Raw genomic sequence first — 22,890 nt, 5'->3', positions numbered from 1 at the left:
GAATGTCTCTTTCGATTATCGGCTATTACTGGGCGGCAACGAGCTGCGGCGCTGAAGACCGCGTCCAGCCCAGGGCCGGCGCGACTTCTGCAGCGATCAGTTCGATCGAGCGCAGGATTTCTGCATGAGGCGGGTCTATGGAATGGACCTGGAAAACGATGTCCGTCGCGCGTGCAAGGGCCGTGTCCTTCTTCAGCGATGCGATAACATCGTCCGGCGTGCCGACATGGCTGTCGAGCGCCTTGATCAGATCTTCGAGCCTGTCTCCTTCAATCCGGTGACCGGCAGCAGCGAAACGATCGGCGACACGGCGAAGGCCGGTTTCGGCAAAGGCGAGCGCTCGCTTGCGATCGTCGGCGACGAACAGGCTGCGCGAGCCGAGAATGCGCGGTGCGCGGCCCTGAGGCAGGCCGGCAAGATAGGCGTCGATGATCGGGTTCTGGATATCGTCCAGCGTCGCATCGGGATTGTCGGCCGGGCGGGGCTGGGTTCTCGACAGCATCAGGCCATCGCCGCTAAGTCCCGCGAGGCGTGCGCCATTGGCGGAGAAGGTGGCGAGCCAGACCCGATCGAGCAGATGCGGGGCATCGGGATAAAGGCGGTTGCCGCCATGCAGAACCTTTCCGGCCCAGGCATCGCGAACCACGGCGAGGTTTTCGGCATAGACCTCCCCACGACGGTCAGCGTCGATGCCGAAGGCCTCGAAGGATTCCTTCGTGCCGCCGGTGCCGAAGCCTACCTCCAACCGTCCGCCTGACAGCAGATCGAGCACGGCTGTATCTTCGGCCACGCGCAGCGCATTCTCCATCGGCAGCGTGATCACGCCGGTACCGAGGCGGATGGTCGATGTGCGGGCAGCGACATGCGAAAGGAAGACCGCGGGGGAGGGAAGCCCGCCTTCTTCCGCGTGAAAATGGTGCTGCGCGATCCAGGCGCTGTCGAAACCGTTTTCTTCGGCATGGATGATCTGCTCCGCCGCCAGCCGATAACGTTCGCCGGCCGGAACATCGTCGAGTAGACGGGTGAAAAAGCCGAGACGTTTGGGGGCAATCTTGCTGGTCATGATAAAAGTCCTGTTTTTATAGGCTGGCGCGATATCTCGGCGCGTGGAAATTTCTGTCCGGGAATGGCTTCGATGAGTTCGCGCGTGTATGCGGTCGAGGTTGAGGAGAAGACCTCGTCAACGGTGCCGTAATCGACCTGCCTGCCATTGTGCAGGACAGAAACCGTGTCGGCGATCTGGCGTACGACCGCGAGATCATGGGAGACGAAGACATAGGTAAGGCCGAGATCCCGCTGTAGTTCGGCCAGCAGTTCAAGAATCTGCGCCTGCACGGTCACGTCGAGTGCAGAGACAGCTTCGTCAAGCACCACGACTTCCGGCTCCAGAACCAACGCGCGGGCGATTGCCACACGCTGGCGCTGGCCTCCGGAAAGGGCGTGCGGCAGACGGGAAAGGACTGTGGCGGGCAGGCCGACGCGTTCAATGATGGCACGGACGCGGGCTTCACGCTCGGCCCGTGGCAACGGATCGAAATTTAGCAGCGGTTCTTCGACGATCGCCTGCGCCGTCTGGCGCGGATCGAGCGACGCCCAAGGGTTCTGGTAGACGAGCTGCACCTTGCGCCGGAACTGCCGCAGTGCTTCGGAACGCAGGCTTGCTACATCGAGATCGCCGAGGCGGATTTCGCCGGATGTCGGTTTCTGAAAACCGGCGATCGAGCGGATCGTCGTGGTCTTGCCCGAGCCGCTTTCGCCAACCACGGCATGGGTCGTGCCACGCGCGACACTGAAGGAAATGTTATCGACGGCGCGAAAACTCTTGCCTGTCGGCAGCGAAAAATCCTGAACCAGATTGGTGACCGTCAGTGCGGCCGGCCGACCCGGTTCCACCGGCGGACGCGGCTTGGCGACAGAAAGCGATGGTGCATCGGAAAGCAGCTTGCGGGTATAGGCGCTTTGCGGCGAGGCCAGCACGTCTGCGGTCTTGCCCTGTTCCTGAATACGCCCGCCCTGCAGCACGATGAGCCGGTCCGACCGGTCCGCGGCAACGCCGAGATCATGGGTGACAAGCAGGACCGAGGTGCCGTGTTCGCGGCGCAGATCATCGATCAGGTCGAGGATACGGCGCTGTACGGTGACATCGAGTGCCGATGTCGGCTCGTCGGCGATGATCAGGGCTGGACGCAGAGCGATGGCAATGGCGATCAGCACGCGCTGCTTCATGCCACCGGAGAGCTCGTGCGGATATTGATGTATCCGTAGCTCCGGCTGGGAGAGGCCGACATTGGCGAGAAGCTCGATGACCTTGCGATCTGCTGTGCGGCGGTCGAGCCGTCCGTGAATCTGGAGTATCTCGCGCACCTGCGCGCCGATGGTGAGGACAGGATTGAGCGAACTGCCCGGATCCTGCGGAACGAGGCTGACGACTGCGCCGCGGATCGATCGCAGGCGCCTTGCGCTCCAGCGGCTGATATCCTCGCCATTGAGGAGAATGGAACCGCTTTCGACCCGACCGTTCTCTGCAAGCAGGCCGATGACGGCCTGTGCGGTCGAAGTCTTGCCGGATCCGCTTTCGCCGACCAGAGCCACGACTTCGCCCGGCTCGACAGTGAAGGAGACGCCATGCACGACCGTCGGGCGCTCATCGCCCTGGCTGTAGGAAATATGGAGGTCACGAACGTCGAGTACAGGATTTGGGGATGTGCTCATCGCGTGCTCCTTCCAATGGACTGGCTGATGCGGTTGGCCGACAGAACGACGGCGACGACGATCAGGCCGGGGGCGGCGGTCAGCCACCAGGCGGTGGCGAGGTAGTTGCGGCCTTCGGCGATCAGCAGGCCCCATTCCGGCGTCGGCGGCGGTGCGCCGTAACCAAGGAAGCCGAGGGTTGAGATCTGTAGGATCGCCCAGCCAAACTGGACAGCGGTATACGCGACGACCGAGGTTAGCGAATTGGGCAAGATATGCCGCCACAGAACCTTGCCGAACGTGCCGCCGCTTCCGAAGGCCGCCTCGACGAATTCGGCATTGCGCACGCGCACGACTTCCGACCGCATGAGGCGGGCAAAGCCGGCAATTGCCGTCGCGCCGACCGCGATTGCCGCATTGAGCGTGCCGAAGCCGAGCAGGATGATGATGCTGAGCGACAGCAGCAGGGTCGGGATCGACAGGAGCACATCGACCAGCCGCATCAGGACTTCATCGACACGTCCGCGGACCGAACCTGCGATCAGGCCGAGCCCGCTGCCGACGACAAGCCCGACGCCGACGGCAGCAATGGCTCCCGAGAGCGAATGAACAGCGCCGTAGACGATGCGGGCAAAGAGGTCGCGGCCAAGCGAATCCGTGCCCAGAATATGCAGGGCCGAGGGCGCCTTGAGCTGGCCGCCGGGCGTGCCCTGCAGCGGATCATAGCTGGTAAATACCCAAGGCACGGTTGCCCACAGAAGAACAAGGGCAAGCACCAGCCAGGCAAGCGCGAGGCTGTAAGGGAAGTTGCGCAGGACGCTCAGCACGTCGCGACGATTGCCGGGGCGGCTCGCGGTTTCGGCAGCCACCGTTGGAGTGAGGTGAACGAAAGTGTCGAGGCTGGTCATGCTGCAGCTCCCTGTCCGTTTCTGAGGCGCGGGTCGAGCAGCGGATAGGCAAGATCGACCGCCAGATTGATGGTGACGAAAGCGGCAGCGGAGATGACGACGACCGCCTGAAGTACCGATAGATCCTGATTGCCGACCGCTTTTTCGGTCAGTCCGCCGATACCGTTGAGGCCGAAAACGGTTTCGGTGACAACCGCGCCGGCAATCAGTTCGCCGAACAGCACGCCGGCGATCGTCAGCGTCGGAAGGATGGCGTTGCGGGCGACATGCCGCCAGAGCAGCCGCGTCTCGCTGGCGCCCTTGGCGCGGGCGACAGATACGAACGGACGAGTGCGGATTTCATCGATATTGCGGATAAGGATTTGCGCCAGCGGCGCTGCGATCGGAACGGCAAGCGTTGCGACCGGCAGGATGAGGCTTTCCCACGGGCCGGGATTGATGACCGATACCAGCCGGAAGCGGAAGGAAAAAATCTGTATCAGCATGATCGCCAGCCAGAAGACCGGGACCGAAATAAACAGCGACGGCAGCGACTGGATGGCGTTTCTCAGCCACGCGAAAGGCGCCATCGAGGAGAGAAAGGCGATGAAGACGGCAAGCAGGGTCGCGGCAAGAAAGCCGAGGCCGGCAAGCTTCAATGTCGGTGGCAGGTTGGTGGCAAGCTGGGCCGAGACCGGAACGCCCGCCTGCAGCGAATAACCAAAATCGCCTTGCAGGAAATTGACGAGTGTGTGCCCGTATTGCACGACCACGCTGGAATCCACTGCATAGGCGGCGCGGATTTCCGCGACCTGATCGGCGCTCAGGCCGAATTCCGGATTGAGGAACTTGATCAGCACCGCATCGCCGGGCATGGCCTGCAGCAGGATGAAGGACAGCGTGAAGGCCGCCCAGAGAACGAGCAGCGCCTGGCCGATCCGTCCTATGACATATCGCGTCATTTCATATCTCCAGCAAAGGGTGGATGGCAGCCTTAAGGCTGCCATCCGTGCGGCTTGGGAGGCCTGTTGGTTGTTGCGCTTACTTGTCGAGCCAGGTGCTGTAGAATGCCGGACGGCCGACCGCTTCGAAGGCGACGCCCTTGACATAGGGTGCTCCAGCGAAGGCCTGCGGCTCCTCGAAAATCGGAACGGCATAGGCCTGATCGAGAACATAGGCCTGCGCATCCGCCACCGCCTTCAGGCGCTTTTCGCGATCCGGCTGCGACGCGATTTCGTTCAGGATGGCGTTCAGCTTGTCGTCGGAGAAGGTCTTTACCTTGTCGCTGACGCCGCCCTTCTGCACCAGCACGTTGCGGTTTGTCGGATAATACTGGCTCTTGATCACGTCCGGATCTGCACGGCCGACCATGGCGACGGCGACCGGCGTTTTCAGCGGGTCGAGTTCGTCAACCACTTTGCTGCCGGCGTCACCGGCCAAAACGTTCAGCTTGACGCCGAGTTTCGACCATTGCTGTGCAATCAGCTGCAGAACCGCACGGCTCTGCGGCTGTGGCAGCGATTCATAGGAAGTCAGGACGAGCTTCTGGCCATCATTGGCGCGGATGCCGTCTGCACCGAGCTTGTAGCCGGCTTCGTCGAGCAGCGCTTCCGCCTTTTCCGGATCATAGCCGAGCTTGTCTTCCTGCGGCACATAACCGATGGCGGTCGATGCGATGATCGAGGTTGCCTTCGGGTAGTTCTTCGAGAAGATCGTCGAAAGGATCTCGTCGCGGTTGACCGCAAGCGACAGTGCCTTGCGCACCTTAATATCCGCGACCAGTGGGTTATCCGGGCGGAAGACGATCGAGTTGTTCACGCCACGCGTGCCGGGCGCATAGATGGTGAAGCTTTGCGCCTCGACCTGGCCTTCGTCATAGGCCTGGATCTGGCGAATGAAATCCGCCTGACCGGCGAGAAGGGCGCCGATGCGCACGCTGTCTTCGGCGGTGATGATGTAATTGATCTCGTCGAGATATGCCCGGCCCTGATGTTCGAGCTTTGCCGGTCCCCAGTTATAGTCCTCGCGAACCTTCAGATCGAGCGACTTGCCCAGCGTCTCGGCATTGACCACGAAGGGGCCGGAGCCGATGATCTTCGTCGCATCGCCAAGCTGTTCGAAGGGGAGCGCCAGGGTCGACAGTGAGACAATGCCGGAGCCGATCACCGATGTGCCCTGCAGGAAGCCGGGAGAGGGCTTCTTGAAGGTGAACTTTACCGTCAGCGGATCGATGACTTCGCTACGCTCGTAATTGTTGACCACTTCGGAAACCGGCTGTTTCAACTCCTTGTTGCCGAGGCCGTAGGTGTCGAAGTTCTTCGCGACGGCTGCGGCATCAACCGGTGTGCCATCGGAGAAGGTGACGCCGGGACGGAGCTTGAACGTGTATTCGGTGGCGTTGTCGTTGACCGTCCAGGATTCTGCCAGCCAGGGTTCGATCTCCAGCGTCTTGGGGTTCTGGTAGGTCAGCTTGTCGGTGATCTGGTTAAGAATACCACCGTTAGGGTAAAAGCCGCCGGCCGGCGGGTAGAGATTGGTGTGGGCTTGCTGCTCAAGATAGACGAGCGTGCCGCCCTTGACCGGCGCGTCTGCCGCGAGGCTGGCCGTTGCAAGTGTCGTGGCAGCCAGCAGTCCGAGGCTGAGAGAAAGAAGTTTCCGATAGCGCGTCATAGGTCCGGTCTCGCGGTTGATCGATGACCATGAGCCTATCCAGTTGCTTCAGATTTCTATGGATTTGCTATTCTATTTTGAAGGCAAGCGCGGAAGTTTCTTTGCTGTCTGGAGGCTGTTGGAACAATCGCATTCCGGTCTTGCTGCCGCTGCGTTACATTCACTCAGGCGGACGCCGGACGAAAATCCGCGGTGACGACGTGGCGATTGCCGGGATAGGTCATGCGCACCCAGGTCACCGCTCCCGATGTATTCCAGGTGCGGCGCTCGATGACGATGCAGGCATTTTTCGGGGTGAGATTGAGGAGCTTGTGTTCCTTGCGGTCGGCAGGCACGGCCTGGATGCGGTGCTGGGCGGTGATCCAGGGAATTTGCGAAGAGAGCCAGGGACCGGGTGCGACCGAGGCAAAATCGTTTTCAAGTGCTGCCGGTACGGTGGCAAGATTGATTGCCCGCTCTTCGAGGCAGAACGGCTGGCCGGCGGCAAGATGCAGGCAGGTGACGAAGAGGACGTCGCCGGGCGTGCCGGTCGCAAACCATGCCAGCTCTTCCCCGATCGCCTTGCGGCGGGTGATTGACAACCGCTGATAGGAATATTCAAGATTGAGGGAGCGCACCTCGTCGGCAATATCGTGGATCTCCAGCACGGCCGATTGCGCCTTGGGCTGGGAGACGAAACTTCCGCCTTTCTTCCGGCGCTCGATCAGGCCCGCCTGCGCCAGCTGGCCCATCACCTTGTTCACAGTCATCCGCGAGACGTCGTAATGCGCGGCAAGATCGACCTCGAAAGGGATCCGGTGGCCGGGCGGCCAGGTGCCGGAAACGATCTTTTCCTCGATATCCGCCAGGATCTTGCGGTGAAGGGTCAGGGTTTTGGAAATGCGGGCGGTCTCCGGTTGGGCAGTGTCGATGCAGGTCTACACTTCACGCCGAGCCCGTCAATCGCCGCTTATCTGCGCTCCCAACAGTTTCGGTTCGGGCGGCTTTGGATCTAGCGCCTTCTCCGCAGGTATAGGCATTGGAAGACCATTACGACACACTACTGTTTCACCATTCGGTCAACGCGCTCTCGTTGACAGTCGAAGATGAGCAAGTGATCCCGGTGGCCTATAAGGTCATCGGAGCCATTGAGGTAATGGGCGAGAAAATCTCACCCGAGCACATTGCCGCTGCCGGCGGGTTAAGGTCAGCCTATCTGCGCCGCTTCGCTTTTAGATAAGCGCTCGGATGCGGATTTCTTCTGAGGAAATTTCTTGGCCTGTTGCCGTATAGGTTGGACAGCGAAGTTTTGGTTGCTGCGCCGTATTATCCTGCCGCTCGGGATGTCTCAGTTTTCTAAACAACATCAGCTCCAGTGCAGTATTTTTGCAATTGCGGCTTCTCAGTCATCTCTTGCCACATTGCTGAGCGGCGATGCGCCGCCATCCGCAAAGCCGCGATAGCGCAGATGGCTTCGGTTCAAGTGCGCCCGCATGGCCTCACGCGCCTTTTCCGGGCTTCCGGTGCTGATCGCCTCGCAAATTGCGCGGTGTTCGACAACGGTGTTCTGCACGTAGTCAGACGTTATGAGCGCAGGGTTCAGCTCTTTGGAAAAAGCGGGCTGTGGCAGGATCTGCAGGCTCATGAGGCTGAAGAATTCGATGAAGGCGCCGTTGTTGGTCGCTTCCGCAATGGAGCGGTGGAAGACGAAATCGAGATGATCGAGTGCCGCCTCGTCATCCAATGAAGCCTCGAACTGACGCGCGGCATTCCATATGTTCGATTCCTGCGCCCAAGAGCGCCGGACAGCGGCGAGGCCTGCCGCATGCACCTCGAATGCCATCCTGAGTTCGAGAAGATCCATGAAGGATGTTTTGAGCCGCGATAAAGGGGCGAGGGCGACATCGGCATCGAATGTGCCCGGGTCTTCGGCGCCGGCACGTGGGATATCGCGGACAAACACGCCGACGCCATGCCGTGCTTCGACGACACCTTCAGAACGCAGCGCCGAGACCGCCTCTCGGATAACGGTTCTGCTCACTCCGAATTGCTGTGACAGCTCGTTGAGCGAGCCGAGCTTTATGCCGGCCGAAAGCTGGTTGTCGCTGATATGCGTTTTCAGTGCCTGTATGGTTCGGCCCGTCAAAGTGTCCAAAAATCACCCGTCTTGTGAAGCGCTGGCGGTCTGCGCATGTCTTGATAAGCAGCAAGGTAGCACGACCTATCGTAGTGATGCTATCTCTTTAATACATCTTTTGTTTGATAGAGTGCGCACACTGGATTTTTCTGTGTGTTGCGATCCCTGCGATAGCGGTGAAAAAGAATCCTAGAAATGCTTTAAATGATGCAATCTTAATGTCGTACTATCACATTTAAATACCTATAAATCAGATAGTTAAATTTAATAAATCGCCTTAATTCATCAAGTGATAGCATCACTAATTTTCTTATTGACAAGAGATAGTATTTCAATAATCTCAACCCATAAGAAGTGAGCAGGCGATCAGCCAAGGCCATCAAGCCTATGACGACCTGCTCCGGGAACATGGTTGCGCTTCTGGCGCATCTTTAAAAATCGGATGGAAAGTCGCTATGGGTGTCGTCTCCGCACGCCTCTCAGAGCTCGGTATCGTATTGCCTACGATCGCGCCAGCCTCTGGGAATTACATCTCGCATCGCATCGTTGGAAGCCTTCTCTTCGTATCAGGTCAGATACCGCGGATCGATGGCGTCGAGCATTATGTCGGTGTCGTCGGCAGGGATATTCCACCAGAGGATGGCTACAAGGCTGCCCGGCTTTGCGCGCTGAACATCCTGGCGCGGGTCAATGCAGCGCTGGAGGGAGATTTGGATCGCGTTGTCGCCTGCGTCCAGTTGCGCGGTTTCGTCAATGCACCCGCGAACTTCAAGGGACATCCCGCAGTCATCGATGGTGCGTCCGATCTTCTCGTCGAGATCTTTGGCGACAAGGGTCGCCATGTACGCACGGCACTCGGTGCCGGTTCGCTGCCGCGCGGATCATCCGTCGAAGTCGATGCGATCTTCGAAATCGCACCTGAAGCCTGACAAAAAGGGGAACTGGCCATGAACGAGACCAGCATTTCGGAAAAAGCCATCTCCATGAGCGGCGTTAACAAGTGGTACGGCCACCTGCAGGTGCTGAAGGGGATCAACCTCGAAGTCGGGCGCGGCGAGCATATCGTGCTTTGCGGCCCATCCGGATCCGGTAAGTCGACGCTGATCCGCTGCATCAACCATCTGGAGGAAATCCAGGAAGGCAGCATCGCCGTCAACGGCACGACGCTCAGCCAGAAGGGCTCCAATGCCGACCACATCCGCCGCGATGTCGGCATGGTGTTCCAGCAGTTCAATCTCTTCCCGCATTTGACGGTATTGCAGAACTGCATGCTGGCGCAGCGCCGCGTCCGCAAGGCTTCCGCAGCAGAGGCAAAGGACCAGGCGATGCGCCATCTGGAACGGGTGCATATTGCCGAGCAGGCACAGAAATATCCCGCTCAGCTCTCCGGTGGCCAGCAGCAGCGCGTCGCAATCGCTAGGGCGCTTTGCATGGATCCACAGATCATGCTGTTCGACGAGCCGACCTCGGCGCTCGATCCGGAAATGGTCAAGGAAGTGCTCGACACGATGATCTCGCTTGCAGACGATGGCATCACGATGATCTGCGTGACGCATGAAATGGGCTTCGCCCGCGCCGTGGCGCATCGCGTCATCTTCATGGATCGCGGAGAGATCATTGAAAGCGCCAAGCCGGATGTGTTCTTCAGCAATCCGAGCCATGAGCGCACCAAGACCTTCCTCAGCCAGATCCTCAATCACTGAGGGGCGGGTGATGAATTACACATTCGACTTCGCCCCCGTTTTTACCGCCTGGCCGTCGCTGGTCGATGGCGTGATCGGTACTCTGAAGATGTCGTCGCTATCGATGATCTTCGGCCTGTCGCTCGGCATCGTCTTCATGATGATGCGGATGAGCAAGAAGCCGGCGCTGAAAGCAATCGCCGTCGGCTACATCGAGATGATCCGCAACACGCCGATCCTCGTGCAGGTGTTCTTCGTCTTCTTCGGCATGCCGGCGATCGGCATTCGCCTGAGCGGCGAACAGGCCGCAATCCTTGCAATGACGCTCAACTGTGCGGCCTATGCGGCCGAGATCGTCCGCGGCGGCGTCCAGTCTATCCGCCCCGGCCAGATCGAGGCGGGTAGGGCGCTCGGCATGCATGCGGTCGACATCTACCGCTTCATCGTGTTTCGCCCGGCGATCCGCGCTGTCTATCCGGCTCTGTGCAGCCAGTTCATCCTCATGATGTTGAACTCCAGCCTAATGTCATCGGTTTCCGCGGAAGAACTGACCTATTTCGCCCAGACGCTCGATGCCCAGACATTCCGCAGCTTCGAGATCTATCTCACGCTCGGCGTCATCTACCTGGCGCTGTCGCAGTTCTTCTCCATCGCTCTCGGCGTGATCGGCCGGGTCTATTTCTCCTATCCGGCAAAGTGAGGCAGCGAGATGATCCGTCAATTCGGTTGGGGTGAGTTCCTCTTTCTGCTCGAAGGCGCACGCTGGACGGTTGTCTTGTCGCTGCTTGCCTTCACCCTGGGCGGCGCGCTCGGGCTTGCCGTGGCACTCGGGCGAACCAGCAAATGGGCCTGGCTGCGCATCCTGATGGCGACCTATATCCAGATTTTCCAGGGCACTCCGCTGCTGATCCAGCTTTTCTTCGTCTATTTCGGCCTGCCGCTTCTGGGGCTCAAAGTGGATATCTGGGTGGCGCTGACGATCGGCCTGTCCTTGCACACGAGCGCCTTTCTCGGCGAAATCTGGCGCGGCAGCATCCAGGCGGTGCCGGATGGTCAAAGCGAAGCGGCGCGAGCGCTCGGCATCGGCTACATGCATCGGATGATCGATGTCGTCCTGCCGCAAGCCTTCCGCATCGGCCTGCCGGCGACCATCAGCTTCCTCGTCAACCTGATCAAGGGCACGGCGCTCGCCGCCCTGCTTGGCCTGACCGAGCTTACCCGATCCGGGCAGCTGATGGCCAACATCACCTTTCAGCCGCTGCAGGTCTATGGAGCGGTCGCACTGATCTACTTCATCATCTGCGTACCCCTGACCTATTGCAGCGCAAGGATCGAAAGGCGCCTCAACGCCGCTCGGTAAAACAAGAACGCATGAAAAAGAAACCAACCAGAGGTGACCACATGTTCAATACAGCATTGACCCTTTCGCGTTCGAAAGTCATGGGCGGGTTCGCCGCCGTGCTTCTGGCCGCGACCTCCTTTGCCACAACGGCTTTTGCTGTGACGCCGGAAGAGATCAAGGCCAAGGGTACTGCCACGATCGGTGTGCAGATGGACCAGTTTCCCTGGGGCTTCATCGATCCCAAGGGCCAGAACGACGGGTTTGACATCGAGATCGCCAAGCTGATCGGCAAGGAACTCGGCGTCGAGGTGAAGTTCGAGCGCATCACCGGCCAGAACCGCATTCCCCTGCTGGTCAACGGCAATGTCGATTTCCTCGTGCCGTCGATGACGATCACCGAGGAGCGCGCCAAGGTCATCCAGTATGTCATTCCCTACTCGTCGAACGACATCACCGTCTGGGGCAAGAAGGATGCGGCCATCAAGGCCAATGAAGATCTCGGCAAATACGTGATTGGCGTCAACCGCGGCAGCGCCTTCGATCCGCTTCTCGTCAAGGTTGCCCCGCCGAATACGCAGATCAAGCGTTTCGACGATGACGCGACGACGGTTCAGTCGCTGCTGTCCGACCAGGTCGACGCTATCGTCGGCAGCATTACTTATGGCCTCGTCATAAAGCAGGCGGGTTATGACGCGCAGTTCGAGCGCAAGTACAAGGTTGCCGACAACTTTCAGGGCATGGCAGTTCGCAAGGGCGACCAGGAAATGCTCGCCTTCCTCACCGATTTCGTGACCCGTCACACCGCTGACGGCACGCTCGACGCGCTCTACAAGAAGTGGATCGGCGTCGATCGCGCAAAACTCCCGACCACGCTGCCGGGCGTCGACTTTACAGGCAAGCAGTAACATCCCGATCCAGCGCGACCGCTGAAGGCCGTCGCGCCGGACAGAAAACATCAACAACTGAAGAGCTCTTGGCCCCCGCCTGTTCGCGCGGGCGGGGACAGGTCGCTGCACGCCGAAAACTGGGTTTTCGAGCAGCACGCAACAACAGCTCGCTTATGGAGCATGAGACAGACAATGGCGAAAGATGGCAAGCAGATCAGGGTCGGTGTCGATATCGGTGGCACCTTCACCGACGTTGCGATGGAGGTAGGCATCACGCTCCATTCGATCAAAGTGCTGACCGACTATTCCTATCCCGAGAATGCGATCGTCAAGGGCATCCGGCAGGTCGCCGAAGTCGCCGGTGTCGAGCTTTCCGAAATCGACACGATCATTCACGGCACGACGCTTGCCACCAATGCGCTGATCGAACGGCGGGGTGCACGCACCGCCTTCATCACCACCAAGGGTTTTCGCGACGTCATCGAGATGCGCACCGAAAGCCGTTTCGAGCAGTATGATCTTGATATCGTTCTGCCGGCGCCGCTCGTGCCGCGCAATGAACGGTTTGTCGTCGATGAACGTATCGGCGCCGATGGTCTCGTGCTGAAGCCGCTTGATCTCGATGAAGTCGATGCCCTGTGCGATCACATCATCGCTGCCGGCTATGAGAGCGTCGCCATCGGCTTCATCCACTCCTACCTGAACGGCACACACGAGAAGCTCGTGAGAGACCGGCTTCTCTCCAAGAAGGCAGACATTTCCGTTTCGATCTCTTCGGAAGTCTCGCCGCAGATGCGCGAGTTCCAGCGTTTCAACACCGTCTGCGCCAATGCCTTCGTCAAGCCGCTGATGGCGTCCTATCTGAACCGCCTCGTCGGTCGCCTGACCGAAGAGGGCACGCGTTGCCCGGTCTTCATGATCCACTCGGGCGGCGGCATCATCAGCGTTGAAAGCGCCATCGAATTTCCGGTACGCCTGCTTGAATCCGGCCCTGCCGGCGGCGCGATCTTCGCAGCCCATATCGCCAGCAGCTATGGTCTCGATCAGGTGCTCTCCTACGACATGGGCGGCACCACGGCAAAAATCTGCCTGATCGAAAAGCAGACGCCGAAAACCTCAAAGACCTTCGAAGTGGCACGTACCTGGCGCTTCAAGAAGGGCAGCGGCATGCCGATCTCTATTCCCGTCATCGAAATGGTGGAAATCGGCGCAGGCGGCGGCTCGATCGCGACGATCGACAGCATGCGTCAGATCCGCGTCGGCCCTCACAGCGCCGGCTCCGAGCCGGGTCCGGCCTGCTACGGCCGCGGCGGCGCAAACCCGACCGTCACCGATGCCGATCTCATCCTTGGCCGTCTGGATGCCGACGAGTTTGCCGGTGGTGCGATGAAGCTCGACCGTCCGGCATCCGACAAGGCGATGGATACGGATCTTGCCTCCAAGCTGGATACGGATATCGCGACCGCTGCCTATGGCCTGAGCGAAGTGGTCGATGAAAACATGAGCAATGCGGCGCGCATGCACGCAGTGGAAAATGGCAAGGAACTCTCCGAGTTCACCATGATCGCCTTCGGCGGTGCAGCCCCCATCCACGCTGCGCGCCTTTGCGAAAAGCTCGGCATGGCCGAACTTCTGATCCCGCCGGGCGCCGGTGTCGGCTCGGCTATCGGCTTCCTGCGAGCACCCTTCGGTTTCGAAAGCGTTCGCAGCGCCTATAGCCGCCTCAGCCGCTTCGATGCGGCTGCGATCAACCATACGGTGTCTGAGCTGATCGCGGAAGCGACATCCTTCGTGCGCTCCGGCGCGCCGGATGCCGATCCGGACCTCGAATGCATCGCCTACATGCGTTACGTCGGGCAGGGCTGGGAAGTGCCGGTAACGATCGAGGTTCGTGATTACGCGGATGCCGATGGCGACCTGTTCCGCAAACTGTTCGACGAGCAGTACGAACACTTCTTCGGCCGCGTCATCGACGGGCTCGATGTCGAGATCGTCAGCTGGTCGCTGCGGGCCACTTCCAAGGTCGCGCCGCCAGAGCGGATCGGCAAGACGGCAAAGGCCGGTGAAGCCAAGGTTCGCGGCAGGCGCGAGATCTTCGACGTGCAGGAAGGCAGCTTCCAGAACGCTTCGATCGTCGACCGCGCCGACATGAAACCGGGCGACTTCGTCTCCGGTCCTGCCGTGATCACCGAACGCGAAACCTCAACCATCATCACCGCCAGCCGCGAAGTCATCATGCAGGCCGATGGCTGCCTGCTCGTACGCGTCAAGCAGAGCGCTTGAACGGAGGATACTATCCATGAAAACCAATGCACTTTCCGACGTTCACATGCAGATCATGTGGAACCGGCTGATCTCCGTCGTTGAAGAGCAGGCCGTCACCCTCATCCGCACCGCATTCTCCACCAGCGTGCGTGAGTCGGGCGACTTGTCCGCCGGCGTCTTCAACCGCGGTGGCCTGATGATCGCCCAGGCAGTCACCGGCACGCCCGGCCATGTCAACGCGATGGCGGAAGCCGTCGGTCACTTCATCCGCGATATCGGGCCTGAAAACATTTTCGAAGGCGACGTCTATATCACCAACGATCCATGGAAGGGCACCGGCCACCTGCACGACTTCACCGTCGTTTCGCCGAGCTTCCGCAACGGCGCGCTTGTCGGTTATTTCGCCTGCACGGCACACGTGGTCGATGTCGGTGGCCGCGGTTTCGGGCCGGATGCGAACGAAGTCTATGAAGAGGGTATCTTCGTTCCGATCATGAAATTTGCCGAGCGCGGCAAGGTCAACAAGGATCTCGTCAACATCCTACACAACAACGTGCGCGAGAGCCATCAGGTTGTCGGTGACGTCTATTCGTTGGCGGCCTGCAACGAGATCGGCCATCGCCGCCTGATGGACATGATGGAAGAGTTCGAACTCGACGATCTGGAGACGCTCGGCGAATTCATCTTCAAGCGTAGCTATGATGCGACGATCGAGCGGATCGCCGCGCTGCCGAAGGGCTCGTATTCCAACACGATGCGGGTTGATGGCTACGGCTCGCCGATCGATATCGCCGTGCGCCTCGATGTGGAAGGCGATCACATCCTCGCCGATTTCGACGGCACCTCGCCGCCTAGCCCGAAAGGCATCAATTGCCCGATCATCTATTCGGCGGCCTATGCATGCTACGGCATGAAGGTCGCGATCGCCCCCGATATTCCAAATAACCACTATTCGCTCCTGCCGTTCCGCGTCGTCGCGCCGAAGGATTGCATCCTGAATGCACAGCATCCGGCTCCGGTTTCGGTTCGCCACGTGCTTGGCCATCTGGTGCCCGATGCCGTGCTCGGTGCCGTGCACAAGATGTTGCCGGGCAAGGTACCGGCGGAAGGTGCTGGCGCGCTGTGGAACCTGCATGTCAGCGTTCGCCCGCTTCAGGGCGACAAGGCTCCGGCCGATGGCGGCCAGCGTGCCGAGGTTCTGCTGTTCAACAGCGGTGGTTCCGGTGCGCGCCCGACACTCGACGGAATGAGTGCCACGGCATTCCCGAGCGGCGTGCATTCCATGTCGATCGAAGCAACCGAACATGTCGGTCCGGTCATCTTCTGGCGCAAGGAGCTGCGTGACGGGTCCGGCGGCGCCGGCCAGTTCCGCGGCGGTCTCGGCCAGGTGGTGGAGATCTCGCCGACCGAGGGTCACGAGATGCACTTCAACGCCATGTTCGACCGTGTCGATCATCCCCCGCGCGGTCGCGAAGGTGGTGAAAACGGTGCCGCCGGTGCCGTGCTGCTGGATGACGGAACCCGTCTCGCTTCCAAGGGTCGCCAGCATGTTCCGGCCGGTCGCAGGCTAATCCTGCAGCTTCCGGGCGGCGGCGGTTACGGGTCGGCTGACAAACGGGATGTCGCTGCGGCAGAACGCGATATCGCCTTTGACTACGTCGCTTCGAAATAACTCTCCCAAGAGTGTCGGGCGAGGCAGAGGCCTCGCCCGGTTTCGATCAAGTCAAATCCTCCAGGGAAGCCGAAAATGAGTTTCGAGAACCGCCGTGCCGCGGGCATCAAGTCGTCTCCGAGCATGGCGATTGCCATGGCGGCAAAGAAGCTGGCATCAGAAGGCCGTGACATTATAGACCTGTCACTGGGCGAGCCGGATTTCGAACCGCCGCCGCATGTTGCGGAAGCGGCCGTCGAAGCGATCCGCAAGGGCGGTATCCGCTATGGCGCGCCCGCGGGGATGGAAAGCCTGCGTCAGGCGATCGTGAAGAAGTTCAAGACGGAAAACGGACTGGATTATTCCACCGACGAGGTGATGGTTGCCAATGGCGCCAAGCAAATCCTGTTCGACGTGTTTCTCGCAACGCTGGAAGCGGGCGATGAAGTCATCATTCCCACACCTTGCTGGGTATCCTACGGAGACATCGTCTCGCTGCATGGGGGCACACCGGTCTATCTGACCTGCGGTGCGGATGCCGGTTTCAAGTTATCGGCCGAGCAGCTCGAAGCAGCGATCACGCCGAAGACCAGATGGCTGATGCTGAATTCTCCGTCCAATCCGACAGGAGCGATCTATTCTGGCGAAGAATATCGCAAGCTTGCAGATGTGCTGGCGCGCCATCCGCGTGTGCTCGTCGTCTCCGACGAGATCTACGAACATGTGCTGTTGAACGACAAGCCCTTCGTTTCCTTCGGCAAGGCCTGCCCGCAGTTGCGGGACCGGACCTTGATCGTCAACGGCGTCTCCAAGGCTTACGCCATGACGGGTTGGCGGCTGGGTTATGCCGCCGGCCCGAAAGCGCTGATTTCGACGCTCAACAAGATGCAGTCGCAAAGCGTCTCATGTGTTTCTCCGGTCGCTCAGGCGGCAGCAATCGCGGCCCTCACCGGAGATCAGGCTTTTGTCGGCGAGGGCGCCCGAACATTTGCCAGGCGCGCGAAGATCGTGGCCGGCCGGCTGGCCGAGATCGAGGGTATCGATTTCATAGCGCCCGATGGAGCCTTTTACGCTTTCATCGGCGTGCAGCGACTGATGGGCCGCAAGACCGCCGAAGGAGACGTTCTCGGCGACGATACGGCGTTTGCGGCGTGTCTGTTGCAGACATTCGGCCTGTCGAGTGTGCCGGGGGCTGCGTTTGCTGCGCCCGGCTTTATTCGACTATCGATCGCGGCATCAGAACCTGAACTCGAAAGTGCCTGCGAAAGGCTGGCCAATATGGTGCGCTCGCTCAAACCTTGAGACGCAAATCCCCCGAATGGCGCCGATTGTGAAATAGCGGGCATGCGACCCTTGATCGGTGTGGCGTAGCGTTGGCGAAAGAGGAAAGCTGACGCCGGGACATGATGATGCCTCGGGATGAGGCGGAATGAAGCGGGAGCGGCGACGGAGGAGGATACACCGCTCCCGCGAACCGATAGTTCAGGCTGCGATGCCCATCACGCCTGGAACCTTCGGCATTAACAGTTTGGCTTCCGACGCGGCGACAATCTGTTCGACTGTCACGCCCGGCGCTGTCTCGAGAAGCACAAGGCCTTCTTCTGTTGGCTGGATGACGCCCATCTCCGTGACAATCAGGTCAACGCGGCGAACGGATGTCAGCGGCAAGGTGCATCTCTTCAGGATCTTGGGTTCGCCCTTGGCGGTATGCGTCATCGCAACGATGACGCGCTTGGCGCCGGATACGAGATCCATTGCGCCGCCCATGCCCGGCACGATCTTGCCGGGCACCATCCAGTTGGCAAGGTGTCCTTCTTCGTCGACCTGAAGCCCCCCCAGTACAGTGACATCGAGATGGCCGCCGCGAACCAGTGCGAACGACATGGCGCTGTCGAAGGCACAGGCTCCCGGCAACGCGCCTGCAGGTGTCCCTCCGGCATCCGTGAGATTGCTTCCGGCAAGACCCGGATCAGGCAAAGCGCTCATGCCGATAATGCCGTTTTCCGACTGGAACGAAACGTCGAGCCCGGCAGGCAGGTAGGAGGCGACCATGGTGGGCAAGCCGATCCCGAGATTGACGAGCGTGCCGGCCTTGAGTTCCTGAGCAACCCGCCTCGCGATGATCTCTTTCTCGTTCACAGCGAGGCTCCCTTCGCAATCAGCAAGTCAACAAGAACATGCGGCGTGACGACGGCATCGGGCTCGATGCAGCCAACCGGCACGATTTCGTCCGGCTCCGCGATAACGATTTCAGCAGCCATGGCCATCAGCGGATTAAAATTACGCGATGTCAGCGAATAGCGGAGGTTCCCGGAGTAATCCGCGCTGCGTGCCTTGATCAGGGCGAAGTCAGCCTTGAGCGCCGTTTCCAACAGATAGGCGATACCGTTGATTTCGATCGTTTCCTTGCCGATCGCTGCATCCGTGCCGACACCGGTTGGCGTCAACACGCCGCCAAGCCCGGAACCTCCGGCGCGTACCCGCTCGGCGAGCGTGCCCTGCGGAACCAGTTCGACCTCGATCGCTCCGCTGATCATCTGCTTCTGCGTGACCGGATTGGTGCCGATGTGGCTGACGATGGCCTTTTTCACCAGCCCGGCGTCGATCAGCTTGCCAACGCCCACATTCGGGCGCGCTGTATCGTTGGCGATGAGCGTCAGATCCTTCTTTCCCTGACGGACCAGTTCATCGACAAGATCCTGAGGCGTCCCAATGCCGACGAAGCCACCGATCATCAGGACGGCTCCATCCGGTATCCGTCGCACGGCTTCCTCGGCGGTATTCACCTTATACATTTTTGAGACCTTTGATTTCTAAAGAGCTGAAGCTTTGCTGCCGTGCTGGAACGCCCGCCCGAGGCAGCGCCTTGCGCACTTTCGAACAGGCACATTCCAGCAGAGGGCCGACTGCTGCCAGCCTGGCCCTCTCCTGCTGGATTACCGGGTGCCCGGCATTGGATAGTCGGCATCGTTCAAAACCCAGCCGGGCTTAAGCGAAAAGTCCACGCGCGGCGGGCAGAAGATATCGACCAGATCGTTGTTGCCGTCGCTGCTGGCCCGCGTCGTGTGAATGACCGGAGGCGGGATGACGAGCACCGATGGCGAGCCGACATCAATCGCCTTGTCCTCGCGCCAATCGGCCATATCGGTCGTCCAGGCCCAGCGCAGGTAGTGTGTAAAGCTCCCGCCCAATGCCAGCGAGCACTGTTCGAAATCGTCGTGATGATGCGGCGACATCTTTGCCGGATCGCGCGGTCCGACCTGGGACGGAAGGGCATTCACCATGAATGTCGTGCAGCGGAAGATTCGCCCGAAACGACCCGGCTCATCGGGAACGTTCAGCGAATACTGGCGTACTTTCCACCCACCCACTGGTTCCGGCCAGGGCTCGAATGCGGGGATGTGCTGGCGCGGCACATCGTAAGCGTCGGCATTGGGGCATGCCTTGACCAGATCCTTCGAGGCCGTGGTGAAAAGCCGTGCGAGCTTTCCGCCAGACGGCAGGACGATCCGGCTATCGCCCGGCGGTATGAAGGTGATGGAATAACCCGCAACCTCGACCTTCTGACCACCCCACTCGACGATCGCCCTGTCAGCCGGATTGGCAAGATAGAGAACGTATTCGTCAGCTTGTCCCTTGCGCTCCAGGGTCGCCCCGTCCTGCGTTTCGGAATAAGCGAGGACGAAATTGCAACCCCTGACATACCAGGTGCGGCTTCCATTCTGCTCATCCTGCGGTGGCGTATCATAGAAGGTTGCCAGTTGCTCTTCTGCGACCAAACCCGTTGCCGGCGGTTTTGCCGCCGCGGCGAAGAGATCTGCGCGCGGATCCTTGTCCTTGTACATGTTTCACTCCTTCTCGGTTTTTGCTGTGATCATCATCTGGGTGGCGGATTTGCGCAGAAGCGCCTGATCGGAGCCGCAGACGAAGACGGTCACGCCAAGGGCGTGCCATTTGGCGATATGGCCGGCATCGCCGACGAACAGGCCGATTGCGACACCCGCCTTCTTGCCGGCTGCGATGATCTGGTCGATGGCGTCATCCAGTTCCGGCGAGGGATAACTGACCCCCATCGATTGCGAGAGGTCTGCCGGTCCGATGAACAGAAGATCGACATCCGGCTCGCCGGCGATCTCGTCGAGATGATCGAGCGCAGACTTGTCCTCGATCTGCACCATCACGACACTCTCCGCGTCGCATTTGACACGATAGTCGGCGATGCCGATGCCACCGTAATTGCCGGCCCGTGGTGATGGCGAAAGGCCACGTTTCCCACGAGAGAAACGCACTGCATCGCAGACGGCACGGGCACCTTCGGCATTCAGCACGTGCGGCACCATCACTCCGGCAAGTCCGAGGTCGAGCAGCGGAGAAATCCAGTCGACCGAGGCACCCCAGCGACGGGACAGGAGCGGCAGGCCGATCGCCTTGCCGGCAAGTGCCAGCATGTCCACCTGGGCGATGCCGATCGGCGCATGTTCCTGGTCGATCACTGCAAAATCCAGTTTCGCATGACCAAGGATTTCTATCACATGCGGGGAAGGCGTCTTGATGAACGACCCGACAAGCAGCTCACCTGCGCGGATCCGTGTTCGCAAATTCGAAGTCATTTTTTCCTCCTTGAAGTCTACGCGCGATTGGCCAGGCAATTCTCGATAACAAGAGCAATCCCCTGCCCACCGCCGATGCACATGGTGACGAGACCGTAGCGGCCGCCGATTCGCTCCAGTTCATAAAGAGCCTTGACCGTCAGTATGACGCCGGTCGCGCCCAGCGGATGCCCGAGCGCGATTGCACCGCCACTCGGATTGACCTTTTCGAGAGGCAGACCCAGCAGCCGGTTCACGGCAATCGCCTGCGCGGCGAATGCCTCGTTTGATTCGATCACGTCGATCTGCGCGAGATCGAGGCCCGCGCGCTGCAGCGCCAGCGGAACGGCATGAGCCGGGCCGATACCCATGATTTCCGGCGGAACGCCGGCAACGGCCCAAGAGAGCAATTTTCCACGCGGACGAAGATTTCGGGCTGCAACTTCTGCGCCGCTTGCCAGCACGACGGCTGCAGCACCATCATTGATGCCGCTCGCATTACCGGCAGTCACCGTACCGTCCTTGCGAAAGGTCGGTCGCAGAGACGAAAGGCCTTCGAGCGTCGTATCCGCGCGAGGATGTTCATCTTCCATAACAATCTGCTCGCCCTTCCGGGTTTTGACCGTGACCGGGACGATCTGCGATGCGAACCGCTGGGCGCTGATAGCGCTCGCTGCCTTCTGCTGGCTGTCGAGTGCGAAGACGTCCTGCTCGCTGCGGCCGATATGGTATTTGGCAGCAATGTTTTCCGCCGTGATGCCCATTCCCCCACAGCCAAACGGATCGGTGAGCGATCCGAGCAACCAATCGGTCAGCCCGGCATCCCCCATCTTCTGGCCCTTGCGCAGGCTGTCGATCGAATAGGGAGCACGGCTCATGACTTCGGAGCCTACGGCGAGCGAGAGCCTGCTTTCGCCGGCCCGGATCATCGAAGCCGCCGTTGCGATTGCCTGGGCGCCAGAGCCGCAGAGTCGGTTAAGCGTGAGGCCCGGTGCAGAGGCAGGCAAGCCGCTTTCCATGCCGATCACGCGCCCGAGGTAAAGATCGCGAGGCGAGTTCGGAATGACATTGCCGGCGACGGCATTGTCGAGATCGGCAGCGGCAACACCCGAGCGTTCAATCGCTGATTTTGCGGCAATCACGCCGAGTTCCGCCGGTGTGAAGGTGCTCAATGCCCCCCCGAACGTACCGATCGCGGTACGGGCCCCATCGAGAATGAATATGTCCTGTTCCATTTTTAACTCCAATCAGAGGTGACGAGGCAGGCTCGTTCCAAATGTATCCTTGCCGACGTCATCGGCCTCTCGCCCATGCTCCATCCTCGACCAGAGACAGCGGGTCGGCGGGATAAAGCGATCTGTCCGTGGGAAGCCTGGCGATCTCGAGCACCTGTTTCGCCCAGAGCGACAGATGGGTCTGGCGATCCTCCTCGCTCATGCGTGGTGCGCCGTAGCAAACGAAGGATGGCGCGACTTCGAAGCCCATATATTCCAGCGCACCGCGCTTGATCGGCCGCAGGAGCTGTTCGATCGGTCCATAAACGCCATCGTCGCTGAAACGGGCGGGCGTTCCGCCTGTGGTCACCGACAGGATCGCATGCCTGCCGCGAAAGAGGCCGGTGTCAAATCGATAACCGTCCACATAGGCGAAGCCATAGGCAAGAACCCGGTCGAGCCAGCCCTTGAGGATGGCGGGCGGCCCTCCCCACCAGAGCGGGAATTGAAAGATGACGACATCGGCGGCAGCAAGCTTGGCCTGTTCGCGTGCTATGTCGGGCGCGAAGGATTTGGTGCGAACCGCATTGGTCTGTTCGTTCTGATAGTGCAGGTGATCGGCATCCGCACGGGCGGTGAAATCGCCAGGTCCGGAGGAGGCGCCGAAATTTTCGGCATAAAGATCCGAAACCACGACATCATGTCCGGCGGAACGCAGCGCAGCGGCGGCGCTTTCGGTCAACGCATGATTGAAGGACCGTTGTTCAGGGTGAGCGGTAACGATCAGGATGTTTCGATTCTGAATTGTCATGGTGGTCACGCATTTCAGCTGAGATGTTGAGGTTCCGGGTGTCGCGCACTACCGACCCCCAACGGCCTGAGGCCGTTGGGAATTT

At 60.2% G+C, this 22,890-nt stretch carries 23 protein-coding genes; 10 read left to right on the top strand and 13 right to left on the bottom strand.

Annotation, left to right across the window (positions count from 1 at the left end):
* Positions 1–25: 25 nt before the first annotated feature.
* The 6 genes from GGE33_RS16640 to hutC form a co-directional block, all read right to left on the bottom strand.
* Positions 26–1,063, bottom strand: a complete 1,038-nt coding sequence (locus GGE33_RS16640) for a putative FMN-dependent luciferase-like monooxygenase (protein WP_183825211.1) — start codon at positions 1,061–1,063, stop codon at positions 26–28.
* Positions 1,060–2,712, bottom strand: coding sequence for a dipeptide ABC transporter ATP-binding protein (locus tag GGE33_RS16635; protein WP_183825208.1), 1,653 nt, complete (start codon positions 2,710–2,712; stop codon positions 1,060–1,062). Before GGE33_RS16635 ends, GGE33_RS16640 begins: the two co-directional genes overlap by 4 nt.
* A complete protein-coding gene (locus GGE33_RS16630; protein ID WP_183825205.1) occupies positions 2,709–3,599 on the bottom strand; it encodes an ABC transporter permease in 891 nt (296 codons plus the stop codon). The genes GGE33_RS16635 and GGE33_RS16630 overlap by 4 nt, the downstream gene beginning before the upstream one ends.
* On the bottom strand, positions 3,596–4,540 hold the full coding sequence (locus tag GGE33_RS16625; protein ID WP_183825201.1) for an ABC transporter permease: 945 nt from the start codon (positions 4,538–4,540) through the stop codon (positions 3,596–3,598). Before GGE33_RS16625 ends, GGE33_RS16630 begins: the two co-directional genes overlap by 4 nt.
* A 79-nt stretch (positions 4,541–4,619) precedes the next feature.
* Positions 4,620–6,248, bottom strand: coding sequence for a TIGR04028 family ABC transporter substrate-binding protein (locus GGE33_RS16620; protein WP_183825197.1), 1,629 nt, complete (start codon positions 6,246–6,248; stop codon positions 4,620–4,622).
* A 164-nt stretch (positions 6,249–6,412) separates the two neighbouring features.
* A complete protein-coding gene (hutC, locus tag GGE33_RS16615; protein ID WP_210303743.1) occupies positions 6,413–7,117 on the bottom strand; it encodes a histidine utilization transcriptional repressor HutC in 705 nt (234 codons plus the stop codon).
* On the opposite strand from hutC, the gene GGE33_RS27390 reads away from it, so the two are divergent.
* Both GGE33_RS27390 and GGE33_RS16610 read left to right on the top strand, forming a co-directional pair.
* The gene (locus tag GGE33_RS27390; RefSeq protein ID WP_210303698.1) at positions 7,013–7,243 is read left to right on the top strand and encodes a hypothetical protein; all 231 of its coding nucleotides are present in this window, start codon (positions 7,013–7,015) and stop codon (positions 7,241–7,243) included. The genes hutC and GGE33_RS27390 overlap by 105 nt on opposite strands.
* 23 nt (positions 7,244–7,266) lie before the next feature.
* Positions 7,267–7,467 carry a hypothetical protein gene (locus GGE33_RS16610; RefSeq protein WP_183825194.1) on the top strand — a complete coding sequence of 67 codons (201 nt, stop codon included), beginning with the start codon at positions 7,267–7,269 and terminating at the stop codon, positions 7,465–7,467.
* A gap of 162 nt (positions 7,468–7,629) precedes the next feature.
* Here GGE33_RS16610 and GGE33_RS16605 read toward each other — a convergent pair whose 3' ends face one another.
* Positions 7,630–8,382, bottom strand: a complete 753-nt coding sequence (locus tag GGE33_RS16605) for a FadR/GntR family transcriptional regulator (RefSeq protein ID WP_148144567.1) — start codon at positions 8,380–8,382, stop codon at positions 7,630–7,632.
* A 437-nt stretch (positions 8,383–8,819) separates the two neighbouring features.
* On the opposite strand from GGE33_RS16605, the gene GGE33_RS16600 reads away from it, so the two are divergent.
* The 8 genes from GGE33_RS16600 (at position 8,820) to GGE33_RS16565 (ending at position 17,493) form a co-directional block, all read left to right on the top strand.
* Positions 8,820–9,293: a RidA family protein gene (locus GGE33_RS16600; protein WP_183825192.1), complete on the top strand. Its 474-nt coding sequence runs from the start codon at positions 8,820–8,822 to the stop codon at positions 9,291–9,293.
* A gap of 18 nt (positions 9,294–9,311) precedes the next feature.
* A complete protein-coding gene (locus GGE33_RS16595) occupies positions 9,312–10,067 on the top strand; it encodes an amino acid ABC transporter ATP-binding protein (RefSeq protein WP_183825189.1) in 756 nt (251 codons plus the stop codon).
* Between the two features lie 10 nt (positions 10,068–10,077).
* Entirely contained in the window at positions 10,078–10,746 is a 669-nt protein-coding gene (locus tag GGE33_RS16590) for an amino acid ABC transporter permease (protein WP_183825186.1), read from the top strand.
* Positions 10,747–10,755: 9 nt separating this feature from the next.
* The gene (locus GGE33_RS16585) at positions 10,756–11,406 is read left to right on the top strand and encodes an amino acid ABC transporter permease (protein ID WP_183825183.1); all 651 of its coding nucleotides are present in this window, start codon (positions 10,756–10,758) and stop codon (positions 11,404–11,406) included.
* Positions 11,407–11,447: 41 nt separating this feature from the next.
* Positions 11,448–12,293: a transporter substrate-binding domain-containing protein gene (locus GGE33_RS16580; protein ID WP_183825180.1), complete on the top strand. Its 846-nt coding sequence runs from the start codon at positions 11,448–11,450 to the stop codon at positions 12,291–12,293.
* 174 nt (positions 12,294–12,467) lie between these two features.
* The gene (locus GGE33_RS16575; protein WP_183825177.1) at positions 12,468–14,558 is read left to right on the top strand and encodes a hydantoinase/oxoprolinase family protein; all 2,091 of its coding nucleotides are present in this window, start codon (positions 12,468–12,470) and stop codon (positions 14,556–14,558) included.
* 16 nt (positions 14,559–14,574) lie between these two features.
* Positions 14,575–16,212: a hydantoinase B/oxoprolinase family protein gene (locus GGE33_RS16570; RefSeq protein ID WP_183825174.1), complete on the top strand. Its 1,638-nt coding sequence runs from the start codon at positions 14,575–14,577 to the stop codon at positions 16,210–16,212.
* A gap of 75 nt (positions 16,213–16,287) precedes the next feature.
* Complete coding sequence (locus tag GGE33_RS16565; RefSeq protein ID WP_183825171.1) at positions 16,288–17,493, top strand: pyridoxal phosphate-dependent aminotransferase; 1,206 nt, start codon at positions 16,288–16,290, stop codon at positions 17,491–17,493.
* Positions 17,494–17,673: 180 nt separating this feature from the next.
* Here the strand turns inward: GGE33_RS16565 and GGE33_RS16560 are convergent, their stop codons facing one another.
* The 6 genes from GGE33_RS16560 to GGE33_RS16535 form a co-directional block, all read right to left on the bottom strand.
* Positions 17,674–18,330, bottom strand: coding sequence for a 3-oxoacid CoA-transferase subunit B (locus GGE33_RS16560; RefSeq protein ID WP_183825168.1), 657 nt, complete (start codon positions 18,328–18,330; stop codon positions 17,674–17,676).
* Entirely contained in the window at positions 18,327–18,986 is a 660-nt protein-coding gene (locus GGE33_RS16555) for a CoA transferase subunit A (RefSeq protein WP_183825165.1), read from the bottom strand. Before GGE33_RS16555 ends, GGE33_RS16560 begins: the two co-directional genes overlap by 4 nt.
* 141 nt (positions 18,987–19,127) lie before the next feature.
* The gene (locus tag GGE33_RS16550; protein ID WP_183825162.1) at positions 19,128–20,036 is read right to left on the bottom strand and encodes a cupin domain-containing protein; all 909 of its coding nucleotides are present in this window, start codon (positions 20,034–20,036) and stop codon (positions 19,128–19,130) included.
* Positions 20,037–20,039: 3 nt separating this feature from the next.
* On the bottom strand, positions 20,040–20,801 hold the full coding sequence (locus tag GGE33_RS16545; RefSeq protein ID WP_183825159.1) for an HpcH/HpaI aldolase family protein: 762 nt from the start codon (positions 20,799–20,801) through the stop codon (positions 20,040–20,042).
* Positions 20,802–20,818: 17 nt separating this feature from the next.
* Positions 20,819–22,015: an acetyl-CoA C-acyltransferase gene (locus tag GGE33_RS16540; RefSeq protein ID WP_183825156.1), complete on the bottom strand. Its 1,197-nt coding sequence runs from the start codon at positions 22,013–22,015 to the stop codon at positions 20,819–20,821.
* A 58-nt stretch (positions 22,016–22,073) separates the two neighbouring features.
* Positions 22,074–22,805 (bottom strand): NAD(P)H-dependent oxidoreductase, encoded by a 732-nt coding sequence (locus GGE33_RS16535; RefSeq protein ID WP_183825153.1) that lies wholly within the window; start codon positions 22,803–22,805, stop codon positions 22,074–22,076.
* Between the last annotated feature and the right edge of the window lie 85 nt (positions 22,806–22,890).

It is taken from the genome of Aliirhizobium cellulosilyticum, assembly GCF_014198105.1.
In the GTDB taxonomy this organism is placed as follows: Bacteria; Pseudomonadota; Alphaproteobacteria; order Rhizobiales; family Rhizobiaceae; genus Neorhizobium; species Neorhizobium cellulosilyticum.
Note: the sequence above shows the minus strand (reverse complement) of the source record. Positions and strands in the feature narration are given on the sequence as shown.

Excerpts from the sequence above, each read along its gene's own strand:
- GGE33_RS16640 (WP_183825211.1), bottom strand. The coding sequence starts at position 1,063 with ATGACCAGCAAGATTGCCCCCAAACGTCTCGGCTTTTTCACCCGTCTA.
- GGE33_RS16635 (WP_183825208.1), bottom strand. The coding sequence starts at position 2,712 with ATGAGCACATCCCCAAATCCTGTACTCGACGTTCGTGACCTCCATATT.
- GGE33_RS16630 (WP_183825205.1), bottom strand. The coding sequence starts at position 3,599 with ATGACCAGCCTCGACACTTTCGTTCACCTCACTCCAACGGTGGCTGCC.
- GGE33_RS16625 (WP_183825201.1), bottom strand. The coding sequence starts at position 4,540 with ATGACGCGATATGTCATAGGACGGATCGGCCAGGCGCTGCTCGTTCTC.
- GGE33_RS16620 (WP_183825197.1), bottom strand. The coding sequence starts at position 6,248 with ATGACGCGCTATCGGAAACTTCTTTCTCTCAGCCTCGGACTGCTGGCT.
- GGE33_RS27390 (WP_210303698.1), top strand. The coding sequence starts at position 7,013 with ATGCGCGGCAAGATCGACCTCGAAAGGGATCCGGTGGCCGGGCGGCCA.
- GGE33_RS16600 (WP_183825192.1), top strand. The coding sequence starts at position 8,820 with ATGGGTGTCGTCTCCGCACGCCTCTCAGAGCTCGGTATCGTATTGCCT.
- GGE33_RS16595 (WP_183825189.1), top strand. The coding sequence starts at position 9,312 with ATGAACGAGACCAGCATTTCGGAAAAAGCCATCTCCATGAGCGGCGTT.
- GGE33_RS16590 (WP_183825186.1), top strand. The coding sequence starts at position 10,078 with ATGAATTACACATTCGACTTCGCCCCCGTTTTTACCGCCTGGCCGTCG.
- GGE33_RS16585 (WP_183825183.1), top strand. The coding sequence starts at position 10,756 with ATGATCCGTCAATTCGGTTGGGGTGAGTTCCTCTTTCTGCTCGAAGGC.
- GGE33_RS16580 (WP_183825180.1), top strand. The coding sequence starts at position 11,448 with ATGTTCAATACAGCATTGACCCTTTCGCGTTCGAAAGTCATGGGCGGG.
- GGE33_RS16575 (WP_183825177.1), top strand. The coding sequence starts at position 12,468 with ATGGCGAAAGATGGCAAGCAGATCAGGGTCGGTGTCGATATCGGTGGC.
- GGE33_RS16570 (WP_183825174.1), top strand. The coding sequence starts at position 14,575 with ATGAAAACCAATGCACTTTCCGACGTTCACATGCAGATCATGTGGAAC.
- GGE33_RS16565 (WP_183825171.1), top strand. The coding sequence starts at position 16,288 with ATGAGTTTCGAGAACCGCCGTGCCGCGGGCATCAAGTCGTCTCCGAGC.
- GGE33_RS16555 (WP_183825165.1), bottom strand. The coding sequence starts at position 18,986 with ATGTATAAGGTGAATACCGCCGAGGAAGCCGTGCGACGGATACCGGAT.
- GGE33_RS16550 (WP_183825162.1), bottom strand. The coding sequence starts at position 20,036 with ATGTACAAGGACAAGGATCCGCGCGCAGATCTCTTCGCCGCGGCGGCA.
- GGE33_RS16545 (WP_183825159.1), bottom strand. The coding sequence starts at position 20,801 with ATGACTTCGAATTTGCGAACACGGATCCGCGCAGGTGAGCTGCTTGTC.
- GGE33_RS16540 (WP_183825156.1), bottom strand. The coding sequence starts at position 22,015 with ATGGAACAGGACATATTCATTCTCGATGGGGCCCGTACCGCGATCGGT.
- GGE33_RS16535 (WP_183825153.1), bottom strand. The coding sequence starts at position 22,805 with ATGACAATTCAGAATCGAAACATCCTGATCGTTACCGCTCACCCTGAA.